Annotated in this window: 17 protein-coding genes; 5 read left to right on the top strand and 12 right to left on the bottom strand. The window is 64.2% G+C overall.

What is annotated here, in order from left to right; genetic code table 11:
- Positions 1–41: 41 nt before the first annotated feature.
- From DL891_RS04465 to DL891_RS04435, 7 genes are all read right to left on the bottom strand, one after another.
- Positions 42–1,313 (bottom strand): S8 family serine peptidase, encoded by a 1,272-nt coding sequence (locus DL891_RS04465; protein ID WP_111719226.1) that lies wholly within the window; start codon positions 1,311–1,313, stop codon positions 42–44.
- On the bottom strand, positions 1,310–1,828 hold the full coding sequence (locus DL891_RS04460; RefSeq protein WP_111719225.1) for a DUF501 domain-containing protein: 519 nt from the start codon (positions 1,826–1,828) through the stop codon (positions 1,310–1,312). Before DL891_RS04460 ends, DL891_RS04465 begins: the two co-directional genes overlap by 4 nt.
- The gene (locus DL891_RS04455; protein ID WP_198668767.1) at positions 1,825–2,322 is read right to left on the bottom strand and encodes a septum formation initiator family protein; all 498 of its coding nucleotides are present in this window, start codon (positions 2,320–2,322) and stop codon (positions 1,825–1,827) included. The genes DL891_RS04460 and DL891_RS04455 overlap by 4 nt, the downstream gene beginning before the upstream one ends.
- Before the next feature lie 79 nt (positions 2,323–2,401).
- Positions 2,402–3,682 (bottom strand): phosphopyruvate hydratase, encoded by a 1,281-nt coding sequence (gene eno, locus DL891_RS04450; protein ID WP_111719224.1) that lies wholly within the window; start codon positions 3,680–3,682, stop codon positions 2,402–2,404.
- Positions 3,683–3,795: 113 nt separating this feature from the next.
- Positions 3,796–5,088 (bottom strand): histidine--tRNA ligase, encoded by a 1,293-nt coding sequence (gene hisS / locus DL891_RS04445; RefSeq protein ID WP_111719223.1) that lies wholly within the window; start codon positions 5,086–5,088, stop codon positions 3,796–3,798.
- Positions 5,089–5,147: 59 nt separating this feature from the next.
- Positions 5,148–5,756 (bottom strand): TetR/AcrR family transcriptional regulator, encoded by a 609-nt coding sequence (locus DL891_RS04440; RefSeq protein WP_157962385.1) that lies wholly within the window; start codon positions 5,754–5,756, stop codon positions 5,148–5,150.
- Positions 5,757–6,006: 250 nt separating this feature from the next.
- Positions 6,007–6,804 (bottom strand): MazG family protein, encoded by a 798-nt coding sequence (locus DL891_RS04435; protein ID WP_111719221.1) that lies wholly within the window; start codon positions 6,802–6,804, stop codon positions 6,007–6,009.
- 85 nt (positions 6,805–6,889) lie between these two features.
- Between DL891_RS04435 and DL891_RS04430 the strand changes: the two genes are divergently transcribed.
- Complete coding sequence (locus DL891_RS04430; protein ID WP_157962384.1) at positions 6,890–7,801, top strand: SGNH/GDSL hydrolase family protein; 912 nt, start codon at positions 6,890–6,892, stop codon at positions 7,799–7,801.
- Between the two features lie 122 nt (positions 7,802–7,923).
- Here the strand turns inward: DL891_RS04430 and DL891_RS04425 are convergent, their stop codons facing one another.
- Positions 7,924–9,831 carry a phosphoenolpyruvate carboxykinase (GTP) gene (locus tag DL891_RS04425; RefSeq protein ID WP_111719219.1) on the bottom strand — a complete coding sequence of 636 codons (1,908 nt, stop codon included), beginning with the start codon at positions 9,829–9,831 and terminating at the stop codon, positions 7,924–7,926.
- A 165-nt stretch (positions 9,832–9,996) separates the two neighbouring features.
- Here DL891_RS04425 and DL891_RS04420 point away from each other — a divergent pair, with 165 nt between their 5' ends.
- Positions 9,997–11,442, top strand: coding sequence for a helix-turn-helix domain-containing protein (locus tag DL891_RS04420; RefSeq protein WP_111719218.1), 1,446 nt, complete (start codon positions 9,997–9,999; stop codon positions 11,440–11,442).
- A 147-nt stretch (positions 11,443–11,589) separates the two neighbouring features.
- Positions 11,590–12,894 (top strand): Na+/H+ antiporter NhaA, encoded by a 1,305-nt coding sequence (locus DL891_RS04415; protein ID WP_111719217.1) that lies wholly within the window; start codon positions 11,590–11,592, stop codon positions 12,892–12,894.
- Here the strand turns inward: DL891_RS04415 and DL891_RS04410 are convergent.
- From DL891_RS04410 to DL891_RS04395, 4 genes are all read right to left on the bottom strand, one after another.
- Positions 12,880–13,800 (bottom strand): aldose 1-epimerase family protein, encoded by a 921-nt coding sequence (locus DL891_RS04410; RefSeq protein ID WP_111719216.1) that lies wholly within the window; start codon positions 13,798–13,800, stop codon positions 12,880–12,882. The two genes, DL891_RS04415 and DL891_RS04410, sit on opposite strands and share 15 nt — an antisense overlap.
- Before the next feature lie 61 nt (positions 13,801–13,861).
- On the bottom strand, positions 13,862–17,521 hold the full coding sequence (gene mfd / locus DL891_RS04405; protein WP_111719371.1) for a transcription-repair coupling factor: 3,660 nt from the start codon (positions 17,519–17,521) through the stop codon (positions 13,862–13,864).
- Positions 17,522–17,585: 64 nt separating this feature from the next.
- Positions 17,586–18,212, bottom strand: a complete 627-nt coding sequence (pth, locus tag DL891_RS04400) for an aminoacyl-tRNA hydrolase (protein ID WP_111719215.1) — start codon at positions 18,210–18,212, stop codon at positions 17,586–17,588.
- 101 nt (positions 18,213–18,313) lie between these two features.
- Positions 18,314–18,940 carry a 50S ribosomal protein L25/general stress protein Ctc gene (locus DL891_RS04395; protein WP_111719214.1) on the bottom strand — a complete coding sequence of 209 codons (627 nt, stop codon included), beginning with the start codon at positions 18,938–18,940 and terminating at the stop codon, positions 18,314–18,316.
- Positions 18,941–19,194: 254 nt separating this feature from the next.
- On the opposite strand from DL891_RS04395, the gene DL891_RS04390 reads away from it, so the two are divergent.
- Entirely contained in the window at positions 19,195–20,034 is an 840-nt protein-coding gene (locus DL891_RS04390; protein ID WP_111719213.1) for a serine hydrolase, read from the top strand.
- Positions 20,035–20,057: 23 nt separating this feature from the next.
- Positions 20,058–20,753: a TSUP family transporter gene (locus DL891_RS04385; RefSeq protein WP_111719212.1), complete on the top strand. Its 696-nt coding sequence runs from the start codon at positions 20,058–20,060 to the stop codon at positions 20,751–20,753.
- Position 20,754: the final 1 nt, after the last annotated feature.

Below are 20,754 nucleotides of genomic sequence, written 5' to 3'. Positions count from 1 at the left end.
AGCTTTCGTTCAGGGCACAAACATCGGCGTGGGCGGTTTTGTTACTTTCGCGTCGCACGCTTGAAGTGTCGGAGAGCCCCGATGGAGCCCAAAGTAACAAGACTACCGAATCCGAGGGCCAGTGCGAGGGGAATCCCAGTAGAAATTATGGTCTCCCGCCTATCCGGCCAACCATCGGCACTCGCCGGGTCCGGTGGCGGGGGTGGCAGAATGGCCGCAGGCACGTGAGCCTCCTCTGGGTTCGGAACGACCTCGGGGGCGTCAGCCCGGCGATACAAACGGATCCATTCACTCAGATCACCCATGGGATTCTCATCGATCTCGGCCACGTAGTCGACCAGGGCCGCATAGGCGTCAATCAGCCCGAACCCATAGATCGGGCTGTGTTTGGAGTCGCCCACCGGTGTCGCGGTGGAGATCACCCGGTTGATCACATTCGCGGCGTCGAGTTCCGGGTATTCGGACCGCACCAGCGCCACCAACCCCGACACGAGGGGTGCGGCGCCACTGGTGCCGTCCCAGACGAAGTAGCGGTTACCGGGCGCGGCCCCGACCAGATCCTCACTCGGCGCGGAGACGGCTATCGTCATCCCCTGGGATGAGGCGTCAAAACTCGCCTCCCCGTTGCGATCCACCCCTGCCACCGTCAGCACCCCCGGAATCGTCGCCGGGGCACCCACCTCGGTCGTGCCGCCCGCGCGATTGCCGGCTGCGGCGACGACGACGACATCATGCTCGAAGGCGTACAGAAAGGCGTCATCCCAGCTCTCTGGCCACTGCAGGCTGTTGCGGGTCAGCGACATGTTGATAACATCAGCCCCGTTGTCAACCGCCCAACGAACCGCGTTGGCGATCTGGTCGTCGCTGTTGATCTCTGCAGCAGCGTCACCGAACGCGACCGAGATCGCCAGGATCGACGCCTTGGGCGCGACCCCGATGATGCCGGAGGCATTACCCGCGCCACTCCCCCGCCCCGCCAGCATCGACGCAACCAGGGTGCCGTGGTCTGGGTTTGAACCGATGGGCTTCTGGCCGTCAGGGGAACCGATGCCCGACACATCGGTGCCGCCAACCACGGCTCCCGCCAGATCCTTGATACTGCCGTCCACCCCGGTGTCGATGACGGCAACCGTGACCCCTTCGCCCTGGGTGAACTGCCAGGCAGCAGTGAAGCCGTAATCGGCCAGCCAGTACTGCTGGTCACGGATGCTGTCGGCGGCAGCAGGAGCCGCGACCGCGAGCACAAGGAATGAGCCGAGAAGAATGGCGACAGCGGCCTTCAGCCCACCGGAGCGTCGCCCGGTTCGCCTCACGTCTTGTCCGTGTAGTCGATGCACTCGCAGACCAGGGGCGACCAGTCGGCGCGTTCAAGGGCGAGGTCACCGATCGGGTTCACGCCGGGGCCGGCCGCCAGCGCGTGGCCGACCAACGCGTGCAGGCACTTCACACGATTCGGCATCCCACCCGCGGAGATCCCGGCCACCTCCGGCACGACCTCGATCCGGTCCCGATCCGCCAGATATGCAGCATGGGCACGCGCATAGGCGAACGCCACGGCGGCATCGCCCAGCACCAGGTCCGAGTATTCGGCCATCACCTGATTGGCCTCGAGGGTGGACACCGCCGCGGTGGCAGCCGGGTGGCAGAGATAGTAGAGGGTCGGGAACGGTGAACCGTCACTGAGCCTGGGCGCGGTGGCCACCACAGTCGGTGCCCCGCAAATGCAACGTGCGGCGATCCCCACGACATCTCGTGCGGGACGACCGAGCTGGGCCGACACCACAGCGATGTCGTCTTCCGTCACCGGGGCGAAGGGCGGTGTCGTCACTTGTCCGTTCCCCCGACGACCTGGAGTTCATCGGCCGGCTTACTGCTGAGCCCGGCGACCATGACCGAGTTGAACACCGATTGCACCCAATCCGTCTCGGTCATCTGGATGGACTTGCTGACCAGCGTCGTGTCGTCCTGCTCGACCACAACATCGTTGATGACCAGGTAACTCACGTCGCCCGGCATGACGAAGAACAGGCGGTTGCGCGCTTGCGCGCGCAAATAGCTGGGGTCGTCCCAGCGCGCACGCTCAGCCTCCATCTTCGTCACTTGTTCCTGCTGCTGACTGACCTGCGCCCGCAGGTCAGCGAGTTCATTGCGTTGTTCGACGAAAATACGCAACCCGGGTGCGAGCACCATGATCGCCACGATCAGCAACCCGAGCGCCAGCATGGTGAACCCAGAGAATCGAATACCGCGCAACCAGCTACCCGTCGCCTCATCCGATTGGGGCAAGGCGACCGGCACCGTGCGCTTTCGCGCCCTGATCATGGCGTCTCCCGGTCTGTCTGGCTGAACGGACTGTTTTTGAGCGCTTCACTGACGGAGCGCTGTAGCTTTCCGAGCAGAATCAGGCGGTGAACCGCGGGAAGGCGCCCCGCCCGGCATAGACAGCGGAATCCCCGAGGTCCTCTTCGATTCTCAGCAACTGATTGTACTTGGCCACGCGCTCGCTGCGCGCAGGCGCACCGGTCTTGATCTGACCGCAGTCGGTGGCGACCGCGAGGTCGGCGATGGTCGTGTCTTCCGTCTCACCCGACCGGTGGCTCATCACGGCGGTGAATCCGGCGCGATGGGCCATCGCCACGGCATCGAGGGTTTCGGTGAGGGTGCCGATCTGGTTCACCTTGACCAGGATGGAGTTCGCCGATGACTGGGCGATGCCATCGGCGAGACGCGCCGGGTTGGTCACAAACAGGTCGTCGCCGACGATCTGCACGCGGTTGCCGATCCGTTCGGTCAGGTGGGCCCAGCCGTCCCAGTCGTCTTCGGCCAGCGGGTCTTCGATGCTGACCAGTGGATACGCGTTCAACAGTTCCTCGTAGTAGTCGCTCAGGTCGCCGGCGTCGACGGAGCGCCCCTCGAATGCGTACTTTCCATTGTCGAAGAACTCGGTGGATGCGACATCCAGCCCGAGCGCGATGTCGGTCCCGGGGGTGAACCCTGCTGCAGAGATCGCCTCGACCAGCAGGTCGAGCGCGGCCCGGTTGCTGGTGAGGTCTGGCGCGAAACCGCCCTCATCGCCGAGACCGGTGGCGAGTCCACGCGACTTCAGCAGGCTGCCGAGCGCGTGGTAGGTCTCCACTCCCCAACGCAGACCCTCACGAAAACTCGAGGCACCGATGGGCAGGATCATGAATTCTTGAATATCGACGTTGGTGTCGGCGTGCGACCCGCCGTTGATCACGTTCAGCATGGGCACCGGCAGGGTGTGGGCGTTGGCGCCACCGACGTAGCGAAAAAGATCAAGGTCGGCGGAGTCCGCCGCGGCCCTGGCGACCGCGAGGCTCACTCCGAGAATGGCGTTGGCGCCCAAGCGGCTCTTGTTCTCGGTGCCGTCGAGCTCGATCATCGTGTGGTCGACCAGGCGTTGGTCAGTGGCGTCGTAGCCTTCCAGTTCCGGCCAGATCTCGTCGATCACGGAATCGACTGCCTTCAGCGCCCCCTTGCCCTGGTAACGCTTCTGATCACCGTCGCGCAACTCATACGCCTCGAACGCACCGGTGGATGCCCCAGACGGCACCGCCGCGCGGGCAGTCGCACCGTTGTCGAGGAGAACCTCAACTTCGACGGTCGGATTCCCGCGGGAATCCAAAATCTCGCGCGCATGGATGACGTCGATCAGTGACACAGTTCTCTCCTTGGGCCGGTTTCAAGAAATTTTCGCCGGTGCCAGTGTATCGACTGGGCCTGTTCGCACAGCGGGCCCTGCCGAAGCTCCCACCGAGTTCCCATATTTGGCGGTTAACCGAGCGGTTTCAACACCAGGTCGTCGGCCGTAGTATCGGAGGAGACGAAGGCAAACGTCGTGAACCCGGAAGCCAGTCCGCGCTCCAACAGGCTGCGCACATTCTTGGTGCGTCGCTCCAGTCGCACGCGGCATCCGTCCGCGACGAAGCCGTCCTTGATTGCGACCAACTGCGCCACGCTCACGCCACCGGGCGTGATCGGGTCATGGATCAGCAAGACGGCATCTCTGGCCTGCTCCGTGGGCACCTCGATCAGGTCGATGACCCGCTCGAAGCCGATCGAGAAGCCGCACGCCGGCACGTCGGTTCCGAGGAAACGGCCGATCATGCCGTCGTAGCGGCCGCCCCCGGCGACCGAAGATCCTGAGCCGGGGTGTGCGATCTCGAAGATGGTTCCGGTGTAATACCCCATTCCACGAACGAGGGTGGGGTCGAACCTGAGGGTCACCCCATCGGGCAGTGCGCCCAAAGATGACGCGAGCCTCACCAGGTCGTTTACGGCGGCCGGGTCGATCCCCGCGGGCAGGACGGCCATGATCGACGCTTCATCGAGCGCCACCCCGGCCGCGGCAGCCGTCTCCATCTTCGTCAAGAACTGGCCCAGAACCGCTGCCGCCTCGGTGCTGAGGTCGTTCAGTTCGGCGATCACGCCGGCGGATCCGATCTTGTCGAGTTTGTCGATCGAGATCAGGGCTGGGGCGTGCGCGTCGGCTGCGAACCCGCAATACTCCAGGAGTCCGACCAGGATGCGGCGGTCGTTGATCCGGATGATGCAGTCCGCGAGCCCCAGCTCGGCAATCGCGGCGGCGGTGGCCGTGATGAGTTCCACTTCGGCAAGCAACCCGCTCTCGCCGATGATGTCGATGTCGCATTGCACGAACTGGCGATAGCGTCCCTTCTGCGGACGCTCCGCCCGCCAGACCGGTGCGATCTGCAACGCCCGGAAGACACTCGGCAGCTCGCCCCGGTGGGAGGCGTAGAAACGGGCCAGCGGCACGGTCAGGTCGTAGCGAAGACCCAGGTCTGCGAGCTGTCTGGGGTCGTCGACCGCCCGCGCGATGTCGGCAGCATTCAGTCCCCGCTTGAGCACGCTGAATGCGAGTTTCTCGTTGTCGCCGCCCAGCCCGGAGTGCAACCTTTCGATGTCTTCCATCATCGGGGTCTCGATCTCGTCGAAGCCGTGCGTGGCATATACCCGACGGATCACCCGGAGCACGTGCTCCCGCTTCGCTTTCTCGTCGGGCAGGAAATCGCGCATGCCGCGCGGAGGATTGATGTCACGAGCCATGAGCCCATTCTTCCATCTACCGCTCGGGAGGATTCACCGGGCGGGTTTGACGAGTGACGTCAGTCGGCCTCGTTGCTCTCGCGGATCAACTCCTCCAGGTGTCGGCGATGCCGAGCAACGACGCGATTGAACGCGAGGGTTGCCGCCTCTGCGTTGTCATTGACAACGAGGTCGTACTGCGCGCCATAGATGAAGTTGACCAGGACCCGCGCTTCGATCTCTGCGTCGCTCGGGCTCAGCCCCAGGGCCAGTAACGCTGTGATTCCATCGTCGAGCCAGGTCGAATAGAGCGTGCGGATGATCGTATACGAGTCACGGTCCAGCGTCTCCACCATGGCCGCCTCGAACTCCATCCGCTGCAGTTTGCGGTTGCGCAACTGCAGCGTCCAGTCCCAAGACATGTAAAGCCCATCGAAATAGGCATCCAGATCACCCGGGTTCTGGGCGAGCTTCTCCTGGATATCCACCTGCCGGGACGAGATCGCCTGAACAATCTCCTGAACCATCTCGGCACGGGTTCCGAACTGGTAGACGAGCGTTCCAGTGCTCACGTCCAACGCGTTCGCGAGGGTGCGAAGGGAGACCGTGGCCAGGGAGCGATCAAGCAGGTAGTCGAGTATCTGGGCGAGGAGTTCCTGCTTTCTCGCCGGGTCCGGTTTACGTGCCATGGACACAAACATAACGGATGATTGCGCTAACGGTTGTTATGTAATACACTTATTTTGTCACTGGGGGATCGGGAAATCCGCCGGTGTGTTCAAAACATGGGTGCCCCTTCCATTCGGGTTGGAAGGGGCACCATTTTGTTGCACAAAGCTCCGTTGCACAAAGCTCCGTTGCACAAAGCTCCGTTGCACAAACCACTGTCGGCAAGACTTCCCGCCTGACAGGCCGGCGTGCTCAGGCACGTGTCGGTGCTCAGCCCTGTGTCCCTGGCGCAAACCCGACGACATCCGTGCGAACCGCCCCAGCGGTGCCTTCAGCGGCGCCGACCTCGGCCTGCAGATCGCGAAGTGCGCCGCGTAATGCCCTCTCTGCGTCCCATCCTCTGGCCCGGGCTGTGGCCGCTATCGAGAGCAGCACTTCTCCGAGGGCCTCCTCCGTATCAAATTCCCACACAGGACCGCAATGACCCCGACCGTCGACCTCTTTGACAGTCACTCCCACCTTGGCCGCCCGGCCGATGATCTTGTCGGCGAGCAGCAGCGACGGCATGCCGAGCGGAATCCCATCGAGAACGCTGGTGCGTTCCGGTTTCTCCTGCGCCTTCAACTGATCCCATTTGAGCATCACGAGTTCGGCAGAATCGGCGACCTCGTCTCCGAACACGTGCGGATGCCTGGCGACCATCTTGCGGGTCATCGCCTGTGCGACGTCATTGATGTCGAACTCCTCCCCAGGCGTGTGGGCGGCGATGTCAGAGTGGAACAGCACCTGATAGAGCACGTCACCCAACTCTTCGATCAGGTCTTCGCGTGAGCCCTGCTCGATAGCCTCGACCAATTCGTGCGTCTCCTCGATCAAATGTTTGACCAGCGAGGCGTGAGTCTGTTCGGCATCCCACGCGCAGCCGCCAGGGCCTCGCAATCGAGCCAGGACCCGCACCAACTCATCGAGTCCAGACTCTCCCGAACGATCCTGATGCGCTCGGTTCTGATCTGGTCGAACCTGGTCTGCTCGGCTCTGTTCTGAATTGTGTACAGCTGAATCACCCATGGCGTTCATGCTACTTCGAACCACCTGGGTGACTGGAGCCACGGCGGGGGACATACTGAGGAGTAGTCGAGAGAAGGGACAGAGCGTGTCTGGATCCAGTGCCAAGGAATTCAATCGGCTCGGAGACATTCTTTCAGGGATGCATCCGGCTGCCATCGCCGCCGGAATCGCCGGTGCTTTCGCCGCTGCTGCCGCGGTCCTCGTGGCAGTCGGAGGGCTGGAGATCTACCGCGCAGAGCGCGCGCTGCGCATCGATTCCGAACAGCCTGAGCCCCGTGCCTCCGGGCGTTTCGGCGAGGAGTTCACCGGAGCCCCCATCACCATGGCGATGATCGGAGACTCGCTGGCGGTCGGCGTGGGTGCCGACAAACCGTCCCAAACAGTCGGAGCTCTGCTCGCCTGCGGTCTGGCTACCTTGGCTGAGCGACCGGTCGATCTGGTCAACGTGGCGGTCACCGGCAGCATCTCGACCGACCTCGACCTGCAACTGCAGGTACTTGACTCAATCACCGAGCCTCCGGACGTCGCCGTGATCGTGATCGGCGGTAACGACGTCATGCAGCGCGAGTCGATCCCTATCGCGGCGCGGCACCTCTATAGCGCGGTGGTCAAGCTGCACCGTGCCGGGAGCCGCGTCGTGGTCGCCACCTGTCCCGACATGGGGACCGTGCCGACTCTGATCCAACCGCTGCGCTATTTGGCCCACCGAGCCAGCCGCGCGCTGGCTCGGGCACAGATGGTGGTGGTGCTGCGCGCCGGGGGCAGCGCGGTACCGCTTGGGATAGTCCTCGGGCCGATCTTCGTCAGGCAGCCGCAACTGATGTTCGGCGCGGACCATTTTCACCCGTCCAGCGCCGGCTACGCTCGTGCGGCATCTCTACTGTTGCCAACCGTGTGGTCCACCTTCGGCGGCCCACGCTACTCCCCCGCGACTCCGGAAATGGTCGATCGAAAAGTGACTGAGGCGGCGGCCGACGCCATCGCGCAATCACTGTGAGTAGGCAGTCGCAGTGTTACGGCGCGGGCTGTGAAGACGTTGGCTGGGTAGATACCGCGCTGTCAACTCCGTAGAGGAGAACGTGCTTGCGGCATCAACCGAACACGCCGCCTGAGCGGTGTTCAGATCTTCGAGAGCCTGTTCCGAAGGGATTTCAGTTCGTCGAGCAGCTCGTCGGGCATCGCGTCGCCGAACTGTTCGAAATACTCTTCGGTGAGGTCACACTCGATCTCCCACGACTCTCGGTCCACCATGAACATTTCCGCCAGGTCTTCGGCGGGAACCTCGAGGCCGTCAAGGTTCAGACCGTCTCCCGGTACCCGGCCGGTCGGGGCGTCCACCGCATCGGTGAGGCCGTCCACGCGCCGCGCGATCCATTCCAATACCCGGGAGTTCTCGCCGAACCCGGGCCAGAGGTAACGGCCGTCGGTGCCCTTCCGGAACCAATTGACCTGATAGATACGCGGCGCCTTGTCGCCGAGCCTGCGCCCCATTTCAAGCCAGTGCGACCAGTAATCGGCCATGTTGTAACCACAGAACGGCAGCATGGCGAATGGATCCCTGCGCAGTTCGCCCACCGGGCCTTCAGCCGCTGCGGTCTGCTCACTGGCCACAGTGGCACCGAGGAACACCCCGTGCTGCCAGTCGTAGGCCTCGGCCACCAGCGGGACATTGCTTGCACGTCGGCCGCCGAACACGATCGCGTCGATCGGCACTCCTTCCGGTGCGTACCATTCGGGCGCCATCGTTGGGCACTGCTCGATCGGCACCGTGAAGCGCGAGTTCGGGTGGGCTGCCAGCGTGCCCGAGTCGGGGGTCCAATCGTTGCCCTCCCAGTCGAGCAGATGCTGGGGAGCCTCGGGCGTCAGCCCCTCCCACCAGACGTCTCCGTCATCGGTGAGGGCGACATTCGTGAAGACCGTATTCGCTTCCATGGTCGCCAGTGCCACCGGGTTCGTCTTCGGCGACGTTCCGGGCGCGACCCCGAAGAAGCCGGCCTCCGGGTTGATCGCCCAGAGCCTGCCATCGGATCCCGGCCGCAACCAGGCAATGTCATCGCCAATGGTCTGTGAGGTCCAGCCGGGGACGGTCGGCGCCATCATGGCCAGGTTGGTCTTGCCACAGGCCGAGGGGAAGGCCGCGACGATGTGGTAGTTCCGACCGGCAGGACTGGTCAGTTTGAGCACCAGCATGTGCTCGGCCAACCAGCCCTCGTCACGGCCCATCGCCGAGCCGATCCGCAGGGCAAAGCACTTCTTGGACAGCAACGCGTTTCCGCCGTAACCGGAGCCATACGACCAGATCTCTCGGGACTCCGGGAAGTGGGTGATGTACTTGGTCTCGTTGCTCGGCCACGTCAACTCCGGCACCGCATTGCCTTCATCATCGACCAACGGGTGTCCGACCCCGTGCAGGGCGGAAACCCACTCGGTGTCCTGTTGGATCTGCCGCAGAGGTTCCAGCCCGATCTTCGCCATGATGCGCAGGTTGATCACGGCATAGGGCGAGTCGGTGATCTGAACGCCGAGCTGGGAGATCGGGCCGCCCAGCGGCCCCATCGAAAACGGCACGACGTACATCGTGCGGCCGCGCATGCTTCCGGTGAACAGTTCGACCAGCGTCTTCTTCATCGCGGTCGGTTCACGCCAGTTGTTGGTCGGCCCGGCGTCTGCCTCGGTCTTCGAGCAGATAAACGTGCGGTCCTCGACCCGGGCCACATCGGCGGCATCCGAGCGGGCGAGAAAACTGTTGGGGCGAAGCTCGGGGTTGAGCCGTATGAGGGTTCCGGCATCGACCATCCCGTCGGTGATGGCGGTCCATTCCTCTTCAGACCCGTCACACCAATGAATCTGAGCCGGCTGTGTCATCGCGGCGACTTCCGCAACCCAGGCCAACAGCTCATCGTTGTCCACTTCAGCGGGAACACCGTCGACACCGGCGACGAGGGTCAACGGCTCTGCGCTCTGCACCAATGACAGCGGATAGCCAGCCGCAGTACTTTCGGTTCGAGCGCTCGCAACGTGAGTCATTCTCTCTTACCTCCTGCATTTGGGATCTATTCTCTCAACTAACCCCCACGAAAGAGGGTGATCCGCTGTAATATCATGCCTTGTCCCCTAACTATGGCGCAAAACTGGCAAAAAATGGGTAAATTCGTGCGTGAATATTCGCGATTCTTTACATATAGTGAATAGATGGCACAAGATCTTTTAACCCTCGGTAAGAGAATGCGACACTTCCGCACCGCATCCGGACTCACGCTTGACCAACTCGGGGAGGCTGTCGGAGTGGTAGCCAGCCAATTGTCGCAGGTGGAGAACGGCAAGCGAGAACCCAAGATTTCCTTGCTGACCGCGGTCGCCCAAGCGTTGGGTGTGAGCCTGGCCGACCTGCTCACGGGCGGCGCCCCCGATCACCGCGCGGCGTTGGAGATCGAATTGGATCGCGCCCAGCGCGGCCCGGTCTTCGCCACCCTCGGCCTGCCGCACGTGCGACCCGGCAAGTCGATGCCGACCGCCGCACTGGAGGCAATGGTGGGTCTGCACCGCGAGATCGAACGCCGAGAGAAGGAAGCGGCCGCCACTCCGGAGGAGACCAGGCGAGCGGTCGCCGAGCAGCGTGCCGAGATGAGACAGAAGGACAACTATCTGCCAGAGCTCGAGAAGGTCGCCGACGACCTACTGCGGGCCTGCGATCGCGGCAAGGGCGGTGCGCTGACCCACCGCACGGTCGCGATCATGGCGCAGAAGCTGGGTTTCACCCTGATTCACGTCGACGACTTGCCGCACTCGACTCGTTCTGTCACCGATATTGCCAATGGGCGCATCTACCTGCCACCGGCATCCATTCCCGGCGGCCACGGCCTGCGCTCTCTTGCGCTGCAGGCCCTGGCGAACCGGCTTCTGGAACACCCGCAGCCGACCAGTTATGCCGAGTTCCTGAAACAACGGTTGGAAACGAACTACTTCGCCTCCGCCTGCCTGATGCCGCGAACCCCGGCCCTGGAATACCTGCGGGCGGCCAAGGCCGAGAAGAACCTCGCCGTCGAAGATTTTCGTGACGCGTTCGGGGTCACCCAGGAGACCGCAGCGCTGCGACTGACGAATCTTGCCACCTCGCACCTCGACCTGCGCACCCACTTTCTGCGCACTGGAGACGATGGCACCTTGTACAAGGCCTATGAGAATGATGGGCTGCCTCTCCCGCGGGACATCAACGGGGCGATCGAGGGGCAGCTGGTCTGCCGCAAGTGGGCGGCAAGAACGGCGTACGAGCGCGCTACCCGCACCACCGAGTTCCACCAGTACACCGATACCCCATCGGGAACGTTCTGGTGCACAGCGCAGACGAGCTCCGGCCAGACGGGTGAGTTCTCGATCACCCTGGGGGTTCCCTTCGCAGACGCCAAGTGGTTCCGTGGCCGAGAAACACTTCGGAGGGTGAAGTCGGAATGCCCCGACGAGTCGTGCTGCCGCCGCCCGCCCGACGACCTCTATACACGCTGGTCCGACCAGGCCTGGCCGAGCGCCAAGACGCACGCCCACATCCTCTCCCCGCTGCCCGGCGGCAGTTACCCCGGCGTGGATGACACCGAGGTCTACGAGTTTCTCGAACGGCACGCGGTCGACCCGAGCTCGTGACCTGCTGAGCGGAACTCTCGTCCCGGGCAAACGGGGATCGCTCGGCCAGAGTAGGATTACACGCGGAGTGCCGGGAAGTCTGGTCGGCCTGCGCGAGACCGCGCAGTACACTTCGGGATCACCCGGAGGCGACCAGAAAGAAGCCGTATGCGCATCATCCGTTCCGAACGCTACGCCGCGGCCCTCCTGTTGGGCTCCGCAGTGGCCGGGCTGATAATTGCGAACACCGTGCTCGGGCCCGACCTGCTCCGTTTCGCCGGTGGGACGCATCCGTTGGGGTGGCTCGGCATCGACCTGTCGATCCGGCATTGGATCAGTGACGGCCTTCTGGCTATCTTCTTCTTCATCGTCGCGATCGAACTCAAGCACGAGCTGGTGGTGGGCGAGCTGAGCAGCGCCGCCAAGGCGACCCTGCCGGCCATCGCGGCCCTCGGCGGCGTTGTGGTTCCGGCCGGTGTCTACCTGCTGGTCACCACCGGAAGCGGGCTCGCGCAGGGCTGGCCCATCCCGACCGCCACCGACATTGCCTTCGCGCTTGGGGTGCTGGCGGTCTTCGGCAAGGGCATCCCCAGCCCGGTGCGCATCTTCCTTCTCGCCCTGGCTGTGCTCGATGATCTCGTCGCCATCATCATCATCGCCACCTTCTTCACGGACAACGTCGCTTTCCTACCTCTCGGCCTGGCCGCGATCGGCTGCGCCGTGTTCTGGTACCTGAGCTGGTTGATCCGGCCGGAGGGCACCTGGGGCATCGTCGGTCGACCGCAGTGGCCGCTTGTCGCCGCGATGATCGTGGCGGGGGTCCTCACCTGGTATTTCACCCTGCAGTCGGGCGTGCACGCGACCATTGCCGGAGTGGCGCTCGGGCTGGCCATGAACCGGTGGCCGGGCAGTGCCGCGGCCCATGCCCTGCAGCCGTTCTCCAACGGGGTCGTGTTGCCGCTGTTCGCTTTCTCTGCGGCCATGGTTGCCATTCCGCAGGTGCGAATGAGCGAACTCAGCCCGGCGTTCTGGGGGATCCTGATCGCGTTGCCGGTCGGCAAACTGATCGGGATCACTGCCGCGGGGGCACTGGGCGCCGCGGTAGCGAAGTGGCGTGGATCCAGCCAGGCGTTGACGGTGCGCAACATCGTCATGGTTGCCTGCCTCGGCGGGATCGGTTTCACCGTGTCGCTGCTGATGAACGAGTTGGCGTTCGGTCGCGAACACGAGGTCATCGACGAGGGCACGTTGGCCGTGCTGCTGGGCTCGGGAATCTCGATGGTGATCGCAGCCGTGGTGGTGAGCATCGAATCCCGGCGGTACCTGCGAATTGATGCCGCAGCGCAGGCCGAGAAAGCTGCTGAGACTGAGATAGCTGAGGCGACAGCAGCTGAACCTGAAACAGCTGCTGAGCCTGCGGCAACCTCGGACTCGGACGAATTGGATTCGGCGCCCCGGTCAGACGGGCAGTAACCCCACCCCCCAGGCCGCTGATGACGATTGCCCCGGCTGCAGCCGAATGACGCCGTCGCCCGTGGCGAGCGCGTTCGGAGGGCAGGTCATCGGCTCACAGGCCAGGCTCCGCCGGCGCTTGGCAGGTGCCAGGGTGTCGGCGGTGTACAACTGCACCAGCGAATAGCCCGCCCCCGCCCAGAACGCGACCGTGCGGCCGTCGGTACCGGTCAGGTGCACCCACGCCGCTCCATCGCTGTCTCTGGCCAGGCCCGTGAACGCGTGATCGATCGCCAGGTCGCCCAGTACGCGGGTCTCTCGAAAATCGAACGCTCCCTCGGCCACCCGTTCTGATCCGATAGGCAGTTGACGTTCGGGATCTGTGGTGATCCGGGTCTCGGCCTCGAACTTCAGCGCGCTCTCGTCCAGAACGCCGCCACCGACCGCGAGGTAGGGGTGTTGGCCCGAGCCGTACGGCAACGCCCGGTCACCGAGATTGGTCGCGGTGGTCGTGACTGTGAGCCCCGAGTCATCGAGTAGGTAGTCGACGCGCATACCGAGCAGAAACGGGTAGCCCGGGGTGGGAAACAGGGTCGTGGTCATGCTCACGCGGTCGGAGTCGACCCCATCAGAACGCCAGGGTTGCCAGCGCAGAAGCCCGTGCATCGCGTTATGCGCGGCCGGCTCGGTCAGTGCGAGCTGATGGTCGGCGCCGTCGAAGGTGTATCGGCCATCGGCGAGCCTGTTTGGCCACGGCGCGAGTACCTGGCCGCGGCCGCCGTCGCACAGGGCATCCACCGAGTAGGGTTCCAACACATCACGGTCGGCGTCGCGAAAGCTGCGAACACCGCCGCCGACCTCGACGACCGTCGCCTCCATCTCGCCGTGCCGAAGTGTGAATTGTTCGCCCGAGGGTGCAATCGTCATTCCCCCAGTGTTCCCGGCCGCCCACCCGTGTGCAACAGGTGGACCTGAAAACCGGCGGGTGTCAGCCGGCCGGTTCCGTGGCCGGTTCCGTGGCCGGTTCGACGGGAGCGAAGATTGCCGTGAAGAACCCAGTGACCCAGGCGATCAGGGCCGCATCCGAAAGCGGCTCGCCATCACGCACAGGCATGGGCACCACCAGCGAATTCGTCTGTTTCAGATATCGGGAGCCGGGATACATGCGTTGCAGGCGCACCTGGATCGAGTCGGCGAGATCGGCCGGCGCCACCCGCAGTTTCGATCCCATTGCCACGACCTCGGCGAGGTTCGCCTGGCCGGCCATTCTCCGCAGCCGGGAGATTGCGATCAGGTTCTCCACAGCCTCCGGGAGCGAACCGTAGCGGTCGACGAGCTCTTCCTGCACCAGGTCGATCTGGCCGTCGGCAGCTGCCGTGCTGCTGGCAGCAGACAACTTCTGGTACGCCTCCAGTCGCAGGCGTTCGCTGTCGACATAGTCCTCGGGGATGTGCGCGTCGACCGGCAACTCGAGTCGCAACTCGGTCGGGCCCGTCGTCTCGTCGCCCCGAAACGTGCTGACCGCCTCCCCGATCATGCGCAGATACAGGTCGAAGCCGACTCCGGCGATGTGGCCGGACTGTTCACCGCCGAGCAGGTTGCCGGCGCCGCGGATCTCCAAGTCCTTCAACGCCACCTGCATGCCACTGCCCAGTTCGTTGTTGGCCGCGATCGTGGCCAGGCGATCGTGCGCAGTCTCAGACAACGGCTTGTCCGCGTCGTAGAGGAAGTAGGCGTAGGCTCGCTCCCGGCCTCGACCGACTCGCCCGCGCAACTGGTGCAGCTGGCTCAACCCATACTTGTCTGCGCGGTCGATGATCAGCGTGTTGGCGTTGGGGATGTCCAACCCTGTTTCAATGATCGTGGTCGAGACGAGCACATCGAATCGACGTTCCCAGAAGTCGATGATGACCCGCTCCAGGACGTGTTCGGGCAATTGCCCGTGCGCGACGGCGATCCGCGCCTCCGGCACGAGTTCGGCAATCTGGGCGGCCACCCTGTTGATGCTCGACACCCGGTTGTGCACGAAGAAGACCTGACCCTCCCGCAGCAGTTCACGCCGGATCGCAGCCCCCACCTGCCGCTCGGAGTACGGTCCGACGAAGGTGAGGATCGGGTGTCGGTCCTCGGGCGGAGTCGCCAGCGTCGACATCTCCCTGATGCCGGTGACCGCCATCTCCAGGGTGCGCGGGATCGGCGTTGCACTCATCGCAAGGATGTCGACGTTGGTCTTCAGCTTCTTCAGGGCATCTTTGTGCTCGACGCCGAAGCGCTGTTCCTCGTCGATGATGACGAGGCCGAGGGATTTGATCGTGACGCCCTTGGCGAGCAAACGGTGGGTTCCGATGACCAGGTCGACGGTGCCGTCGGCCAGACCCGCGAGGGTCTCCTGGGCCTCTTTGTCGCTCTGAAAACGGCTGAGTGCCCGCAACTGGATCGGGAATCCGGCGAACCGGTCCTGGAAGGTCTCCAGGTGCTGGCGCACCAAAAGCGTTGTGGGCACCAGCATGACCACCTGCTTGCCCTCCTGGATCGCCTTGAATGCCGCTCGCACCGCGATCTCCGTCTTGCCGAAACCGACGTCGCCGGAGATGAGCCTGTCCATCGGGATCGCCCTCTCCATGTCGGCTTTCACCTCGTCGATGGTGGTCAACTGGTCGGGCGTCTCTGTGAATGGAAACGCCTCCTCGAGTTCGCGCTGCCAGGGAGTGTCTGGCCCGAACGCGTGCCCGATGCTGGCCATTCTCGCCGAGTACAACTTGACCAGTTCGACCGCAATGTCGCGCACGGCCTTGCGCGCACGGCCCTTCGCCTGAGCCCAATCGCTGCCACCCATCTTCGACAGGGCGGGGGCCTCGCCCCCGACATAACGCGACAACAGGTCCAGTTGGTCGGTGGGAACATACAATTTGTCACCCGGGTAGCCGCGTTTCGACGGCGCATACTCGATCGCGAGGTATTCGCGCATGGTCTTCACCGGGTTGCGGCCGCCCGATGACACCTGGCGCTGGGTGAGTTCCACAAACTTGCCGATGCCGTGACTGTTGTGCACGACGAAGTCCCCGGCTTTCAGCTGTAACGGGTCAACCACGTTCTTGCTGCGGGTGGCGACCCTGCTTGAGCGTCTGGGGTCATAATTCGCCGTGCGCCCGTAGAACTCGGCCTCGGAGATGAGCGCGATGCGGGCATCTGGGATCTCGAATCCGTGGTCGGCCGAGGCCCGCACGAGATAGGCGATTCCCGGCTCGACCTCTTCTCCGGCCGAGGGATCTGGAAAATGGTCGACCAGCCGCGCCGGCACTTCCTGCTCGGCGAGCACGTCGGCCGCGCGCTCCAGCAACCCGATGCCCTCCGCGACTATTGCCATTCGCCAGCCCGCCTTCAGTCGGGCGGACACGTGCTCGATCGCCCCGTTCACATTGCCGTGAAAACTGGGTACCGCAACGGCATCGAGGCGAACGGCATCGAGGCGTGCGGAGTCGGGGTGGTCGGTTGACCCCGGGATCGGTTCCGCGGGTCCGGCTTGAAAACTGCTCATCGTCCACCACGGGTGGTCGGCGGCTTCGGCGCCGGGGGCGGTGAAGCGCATGGCATCGTGCAGTTGGTTCAACGTGAGAAATTCGCCGGCAGCAAGGTCGATGGGCGCCTCAGCGCCTGCGGTCGCCGCACTCCACGCCGCGGCCAGGAACTCCCGGTTCGTCTCCGTCAGGCTGAGCGCACGGCTGGCGACTCGCTCCGGGGAGATGACCGCCACTGCCATTGACTGGGGCAGGTAATGTGCCAGCGGAACCAACCGATCGAGCAACGCGGGTGCCAGCGACTCCATCCCCTCCACCGGGATGCCCTCCGCGACCTTGGCAAGAATGTCTCCGAGGTTCGGAAACTCATGCTGCATCTCTCGCGCCCGCTGTCTGACGTCGCTAGACAAGAGCATTTCCCGGCCGGGCAGGAGACGGATTTCGCTGACCGCCCCGGGCAGTGATCGTTGGTCGGCCACCGAGAACGAATGGATCGAGTCCACCTCGTCGCCGAAGAAATCGATCCGATACGGATGCTCGGCGATGGCGGAGAACACATCGACGATCCCGCCGCGCACGGCGAACTCACCCCTCCGGGTGACCATATCCACACGTGAGTACGCCAGTTCTACCAGATGCTCGGTCAGTGCGCGCAGATCGTGACCGCGGCTGCCGACGGCCAGTCGCACCGGGGCGACGCTGGTGAGATTGTCGGCCAACGGCTGCAATGCGGCCCGCACCGACGCGACGACGACCAACGGAGCAGCCGAATCAGCGCCATCACTCCATTGGCTGATGCGGTGCAGTGCGTCGATCCGATGCCCGACAATCTCGGCGCTCGGGCTCAGCCTCTCATGCGGCAGCGTCTCCCACGCCGGGAAGTCGACGACTTGGGCATCGGGGAGCACGCTGGAAAGCGACGCCCGCAACCCTTCGGCCTCCCGCGTGGTGGGCGTGATCACAAGCACCGACGGCGGAGACTCGGCCCCCCGCTCCCGCAGGAGGCCGGCGATCAGCGGAGCGCGCAGACCATCGGTCAGGGAGAAATCGGTGTCACGATCGGCGTGCGCGAGCGCGTCGTCGAACGTGGTGGCACCGGTGAGCGCGGTAACAAAGCCCTGAAGGATCACTCGTCCCAGTTTACTCACGTAGGCCGACACGATCAGTTCGGGGCCATTCAGAGGCCGCAGCCGCTCAATCGGCCGGCCGAGTGTGCACCTTGAGTTGAGCGGCGGTGAGACCAGCGGCAGCGACGAGTTCGACGGCATCTGCGGCATCCGCGATCAGGTTCGGCAACGCTGAACGCTCGGTCGAGGAGAAATTTCGCAACACGAAATCGGCCGCACTCTGCCGGCCGGGCGGGCGCCCGATACCGACGCGAACGCGGATGAAGTCACCGGTTCCGAGGGATTGGATGATGCTGCGCAGTCCGTTGTGCCCTCCGTGCCCACCGCCGAGCTTCAATCTGACTGTGTCGAACGGGATGTCCAGTTCGTCGTGGATGACGATCAGCCGGGACGGCTCGCTGGAGTAGAACCGGGTGAGTGCGGCGACCGGCGCACCGGACACATTCATGAAGGAGTTGGGTTTGGCGAGCACCAGTTTGGGGCCGCCGGGGACGAGGCGACCCTCCGCCACCTGACACTGGGTCTTCTGAGACTTGAATGTGGCGTGCATTCGTTCGGCCAGTTCGACCAGTACCATCTGCCCCACGTTGTGCCGATGACCCTGATAGTCGGGCCCGGGATTACCGAGCCCGACCACCAGAAAATCGTCAGCGTTCAATTGCGGTGCTTTCCTGGAGAATTTTTCACGCCACATGAAGTGCTGCTTCCGCTATTCGGCGGAGTCTTCTATTTGACACAGCCCTCTATCTGACACAGCTCTTAATCTGACTAGAGCCTTGAGTCTGAAACAGCCTCCTATTCGGCGGCTTGTTCCTCCTCCGCAGCACCGCCGACAGACGCGGCAGCGCCCTCGACCTCGTCTTCGTCAGGAAGGGCCGGGGCGGCGGGGGTCACGATGTTCACGATCAGCAGGTCATCGTCGTCAAGCAGTGTCGCACCCTTGGGCAACTCGATGTCTCCGGCGAGGTACTGGGTGCCCTCCACGGCGCCCTCGACGTCAACGATCACGCTTTCGGGGATGTGCGTGGCCTCGACCTCGACGCGCAGGGTCGGAACCTCAAGCATCGAGAGCGTGCCGGGGTACGGCTCGCCTTCAATGTGAACGTTCACCTCCACGTGAACCTTCTCGCCCTTCTTGATCGCGACCAGGTCGAGGTGCTCGATGATCCGGCGCACAGGATCCCGCTGCACATCCTTGACCAGGGTCAGCTCAGTGGTGCCGTCGACATCAATCGAAAGAACCTGGTTGGCCTTACGAAGAATCAGTGTCACCTCGTGCGCGGGCAGCGAGATGTGCTGTGTGGCGGCACCGTGGCCGTAGATGACGGCTGGAATGCGACCAGCGACCCGCATCTTGCGCGCCGCTCCCTTGCCGAACTGCTCGCGCACCTCGCCGATAACCTTATTGGTGGCCTTGGCCATGATGTACTCCTCAAGTGGCGGCGTTGGCCGCATCGTGTGATCTGTATGGTTTTCAACTCGACCGCGTGAAGCGAGAGGAAAGACTTTACAAGCCTGGCCCACCGCGTCGATTACGGATGCTCGAAGCGGATTCTTCCGCCATGTTCGCGCATCCCTCGCCGAAGTTCAACGGCTTAGTTTACACGGTTTGCCCATGATCTGCTGCCACGTCGTTCGGGGGCGGACGAAGGGCTCATCCCGTATCCTCGGAGGTTATGAACTCTGTCTCACAGATCGACCCCTGGCCGGTCACCAATGCGTCGACGGCCGTCATCGCCGCAACCGGAGAAGTGCTCGCAGAACACGGGGATGTGCGCCGGGTCTTTCCCCTCGCCTCGGTGACCAAACCACTCACCGCCTACGCCGCCTTGATCGCCGTCGAGGAGGAGGCAATCTCTCTGGACACCCCGGCCGGACCCACGGGCTCGACCGTCAGGCATCTGCTCGCGCACGCCTCGGGGCTCGATTTCGCCAGCCAGAATGTACTCGCGCAGCCGGGCACGCGGCGAATCTACTCGAATACGGGCTTCGAGCTGTTGGCCCAGGCGGTGGAAGACCATTCCGGCATCCGGTTCAGCGACTACGTGCGCCAGGGAGTTCTGGAACCGTTGGGCATGACTGCAACGGTGTTCGAGGGTTCGGCCGGCGCCGGCGCCAGTTCGACCGTCGCCGACCTGGCAAGGTTCGCGGCCGAACTGCAGCGCCCCACCCTGTTACACCACAGCACGCTCGCTGCGGCGACGACCGTGTCTTTCCCCGGCCTCGACGGCGTGCTGCCCGGTTTCGGCCGGCAGTCACCGAACGACTGGGGCCTGGGTTTCGAGATCCGCGGGCACAAGAGCCCGCACTGGACGGGCTCAGGCAACTCACCCGCCACATTCGGCCATTTCGGCCAGACCGGTACTTTTATCTGGGTTGACCCGTTGGCACGGCTCGCCTGCGTCACCCTGACAGACAGGGCGTTCGGCACCTGGGCGGTTGAGGCCTGGCCGGCGTATTCGGATGCCGTCCTCGATGAGTTCAGGGCGCAGGCCGCGTTTCAGGACGCGCCATAGAGCTCATTCTGGCCACGGCAGCCGTGATTGTGGTGGCCGCCACCATTCATCGCATCACCGGGATGGGCTTCGCGCTCTGCGCCACCCCGATCCTGGTGCTGCTGTACGGGCCGCACGACGGGGTGTTGGTCGTCACCGTGACCGCGATGACCGCGTCGGCGATCATGCTGGCTTCGCGCTGGCGCACTGTCGAATGGCGGCGGGCCGCCACCCTTGTGCTGCCCGGCCTGCTCATTGCCCCGTTGGGCGCGATCGTCACCTGGCACTCCCCTCAGGCCGTGCTGCTGCTGGTGGTCGGAGTCGCCGCAGTCGGTGCCCTCCTGGCGGCCAGCCTCTCGCCGGTCGCGACGACGGCAGGCCGCGGGAATGCCGTTCTGGTCGGTGGGGCCGCTGGTTTTCTGCACATCACCAGTGGGCTGTCCGGGCCGCCGCTGGTCGCGCACGCGATGAAGTCCGGCTGGCCGCATGCCTCATTCGCCATCACCGTCCAGGCGATCTTCCTGCCCCTGAGCGCCAGCACACTGCTGTGGCGCGGCCTGCCCGAGGTGTCGGGCCCGGGACTGCTGCTCGCGTGTGCCGCAGTGGCGGTCGGACTGTTCGCCGGCTCGGTCGCCTCTCGCCGCATCACGGCAAGGACCGCCCGAATGGGAATGCTGGTGATGGCGTGGGCCGGCGCCGTCCTGGTGCTCCTCCGTGGCATCTGGGAACTGGCTTTGTAGA

Source organism: Homoserinimonas sp. OAct 916, from assembly GCF_003260275.1.
Lineage (GTDB): Bacteria > Actinomycetota > Actinomycetes > Actinomycetales > Microbacteriaceae > OACT-916.
The sequence above is the reverse complement of the archived record's forward strand: the minus strand, read 5'-3'. Positions and strand labels throughout refer to the sequence as shown.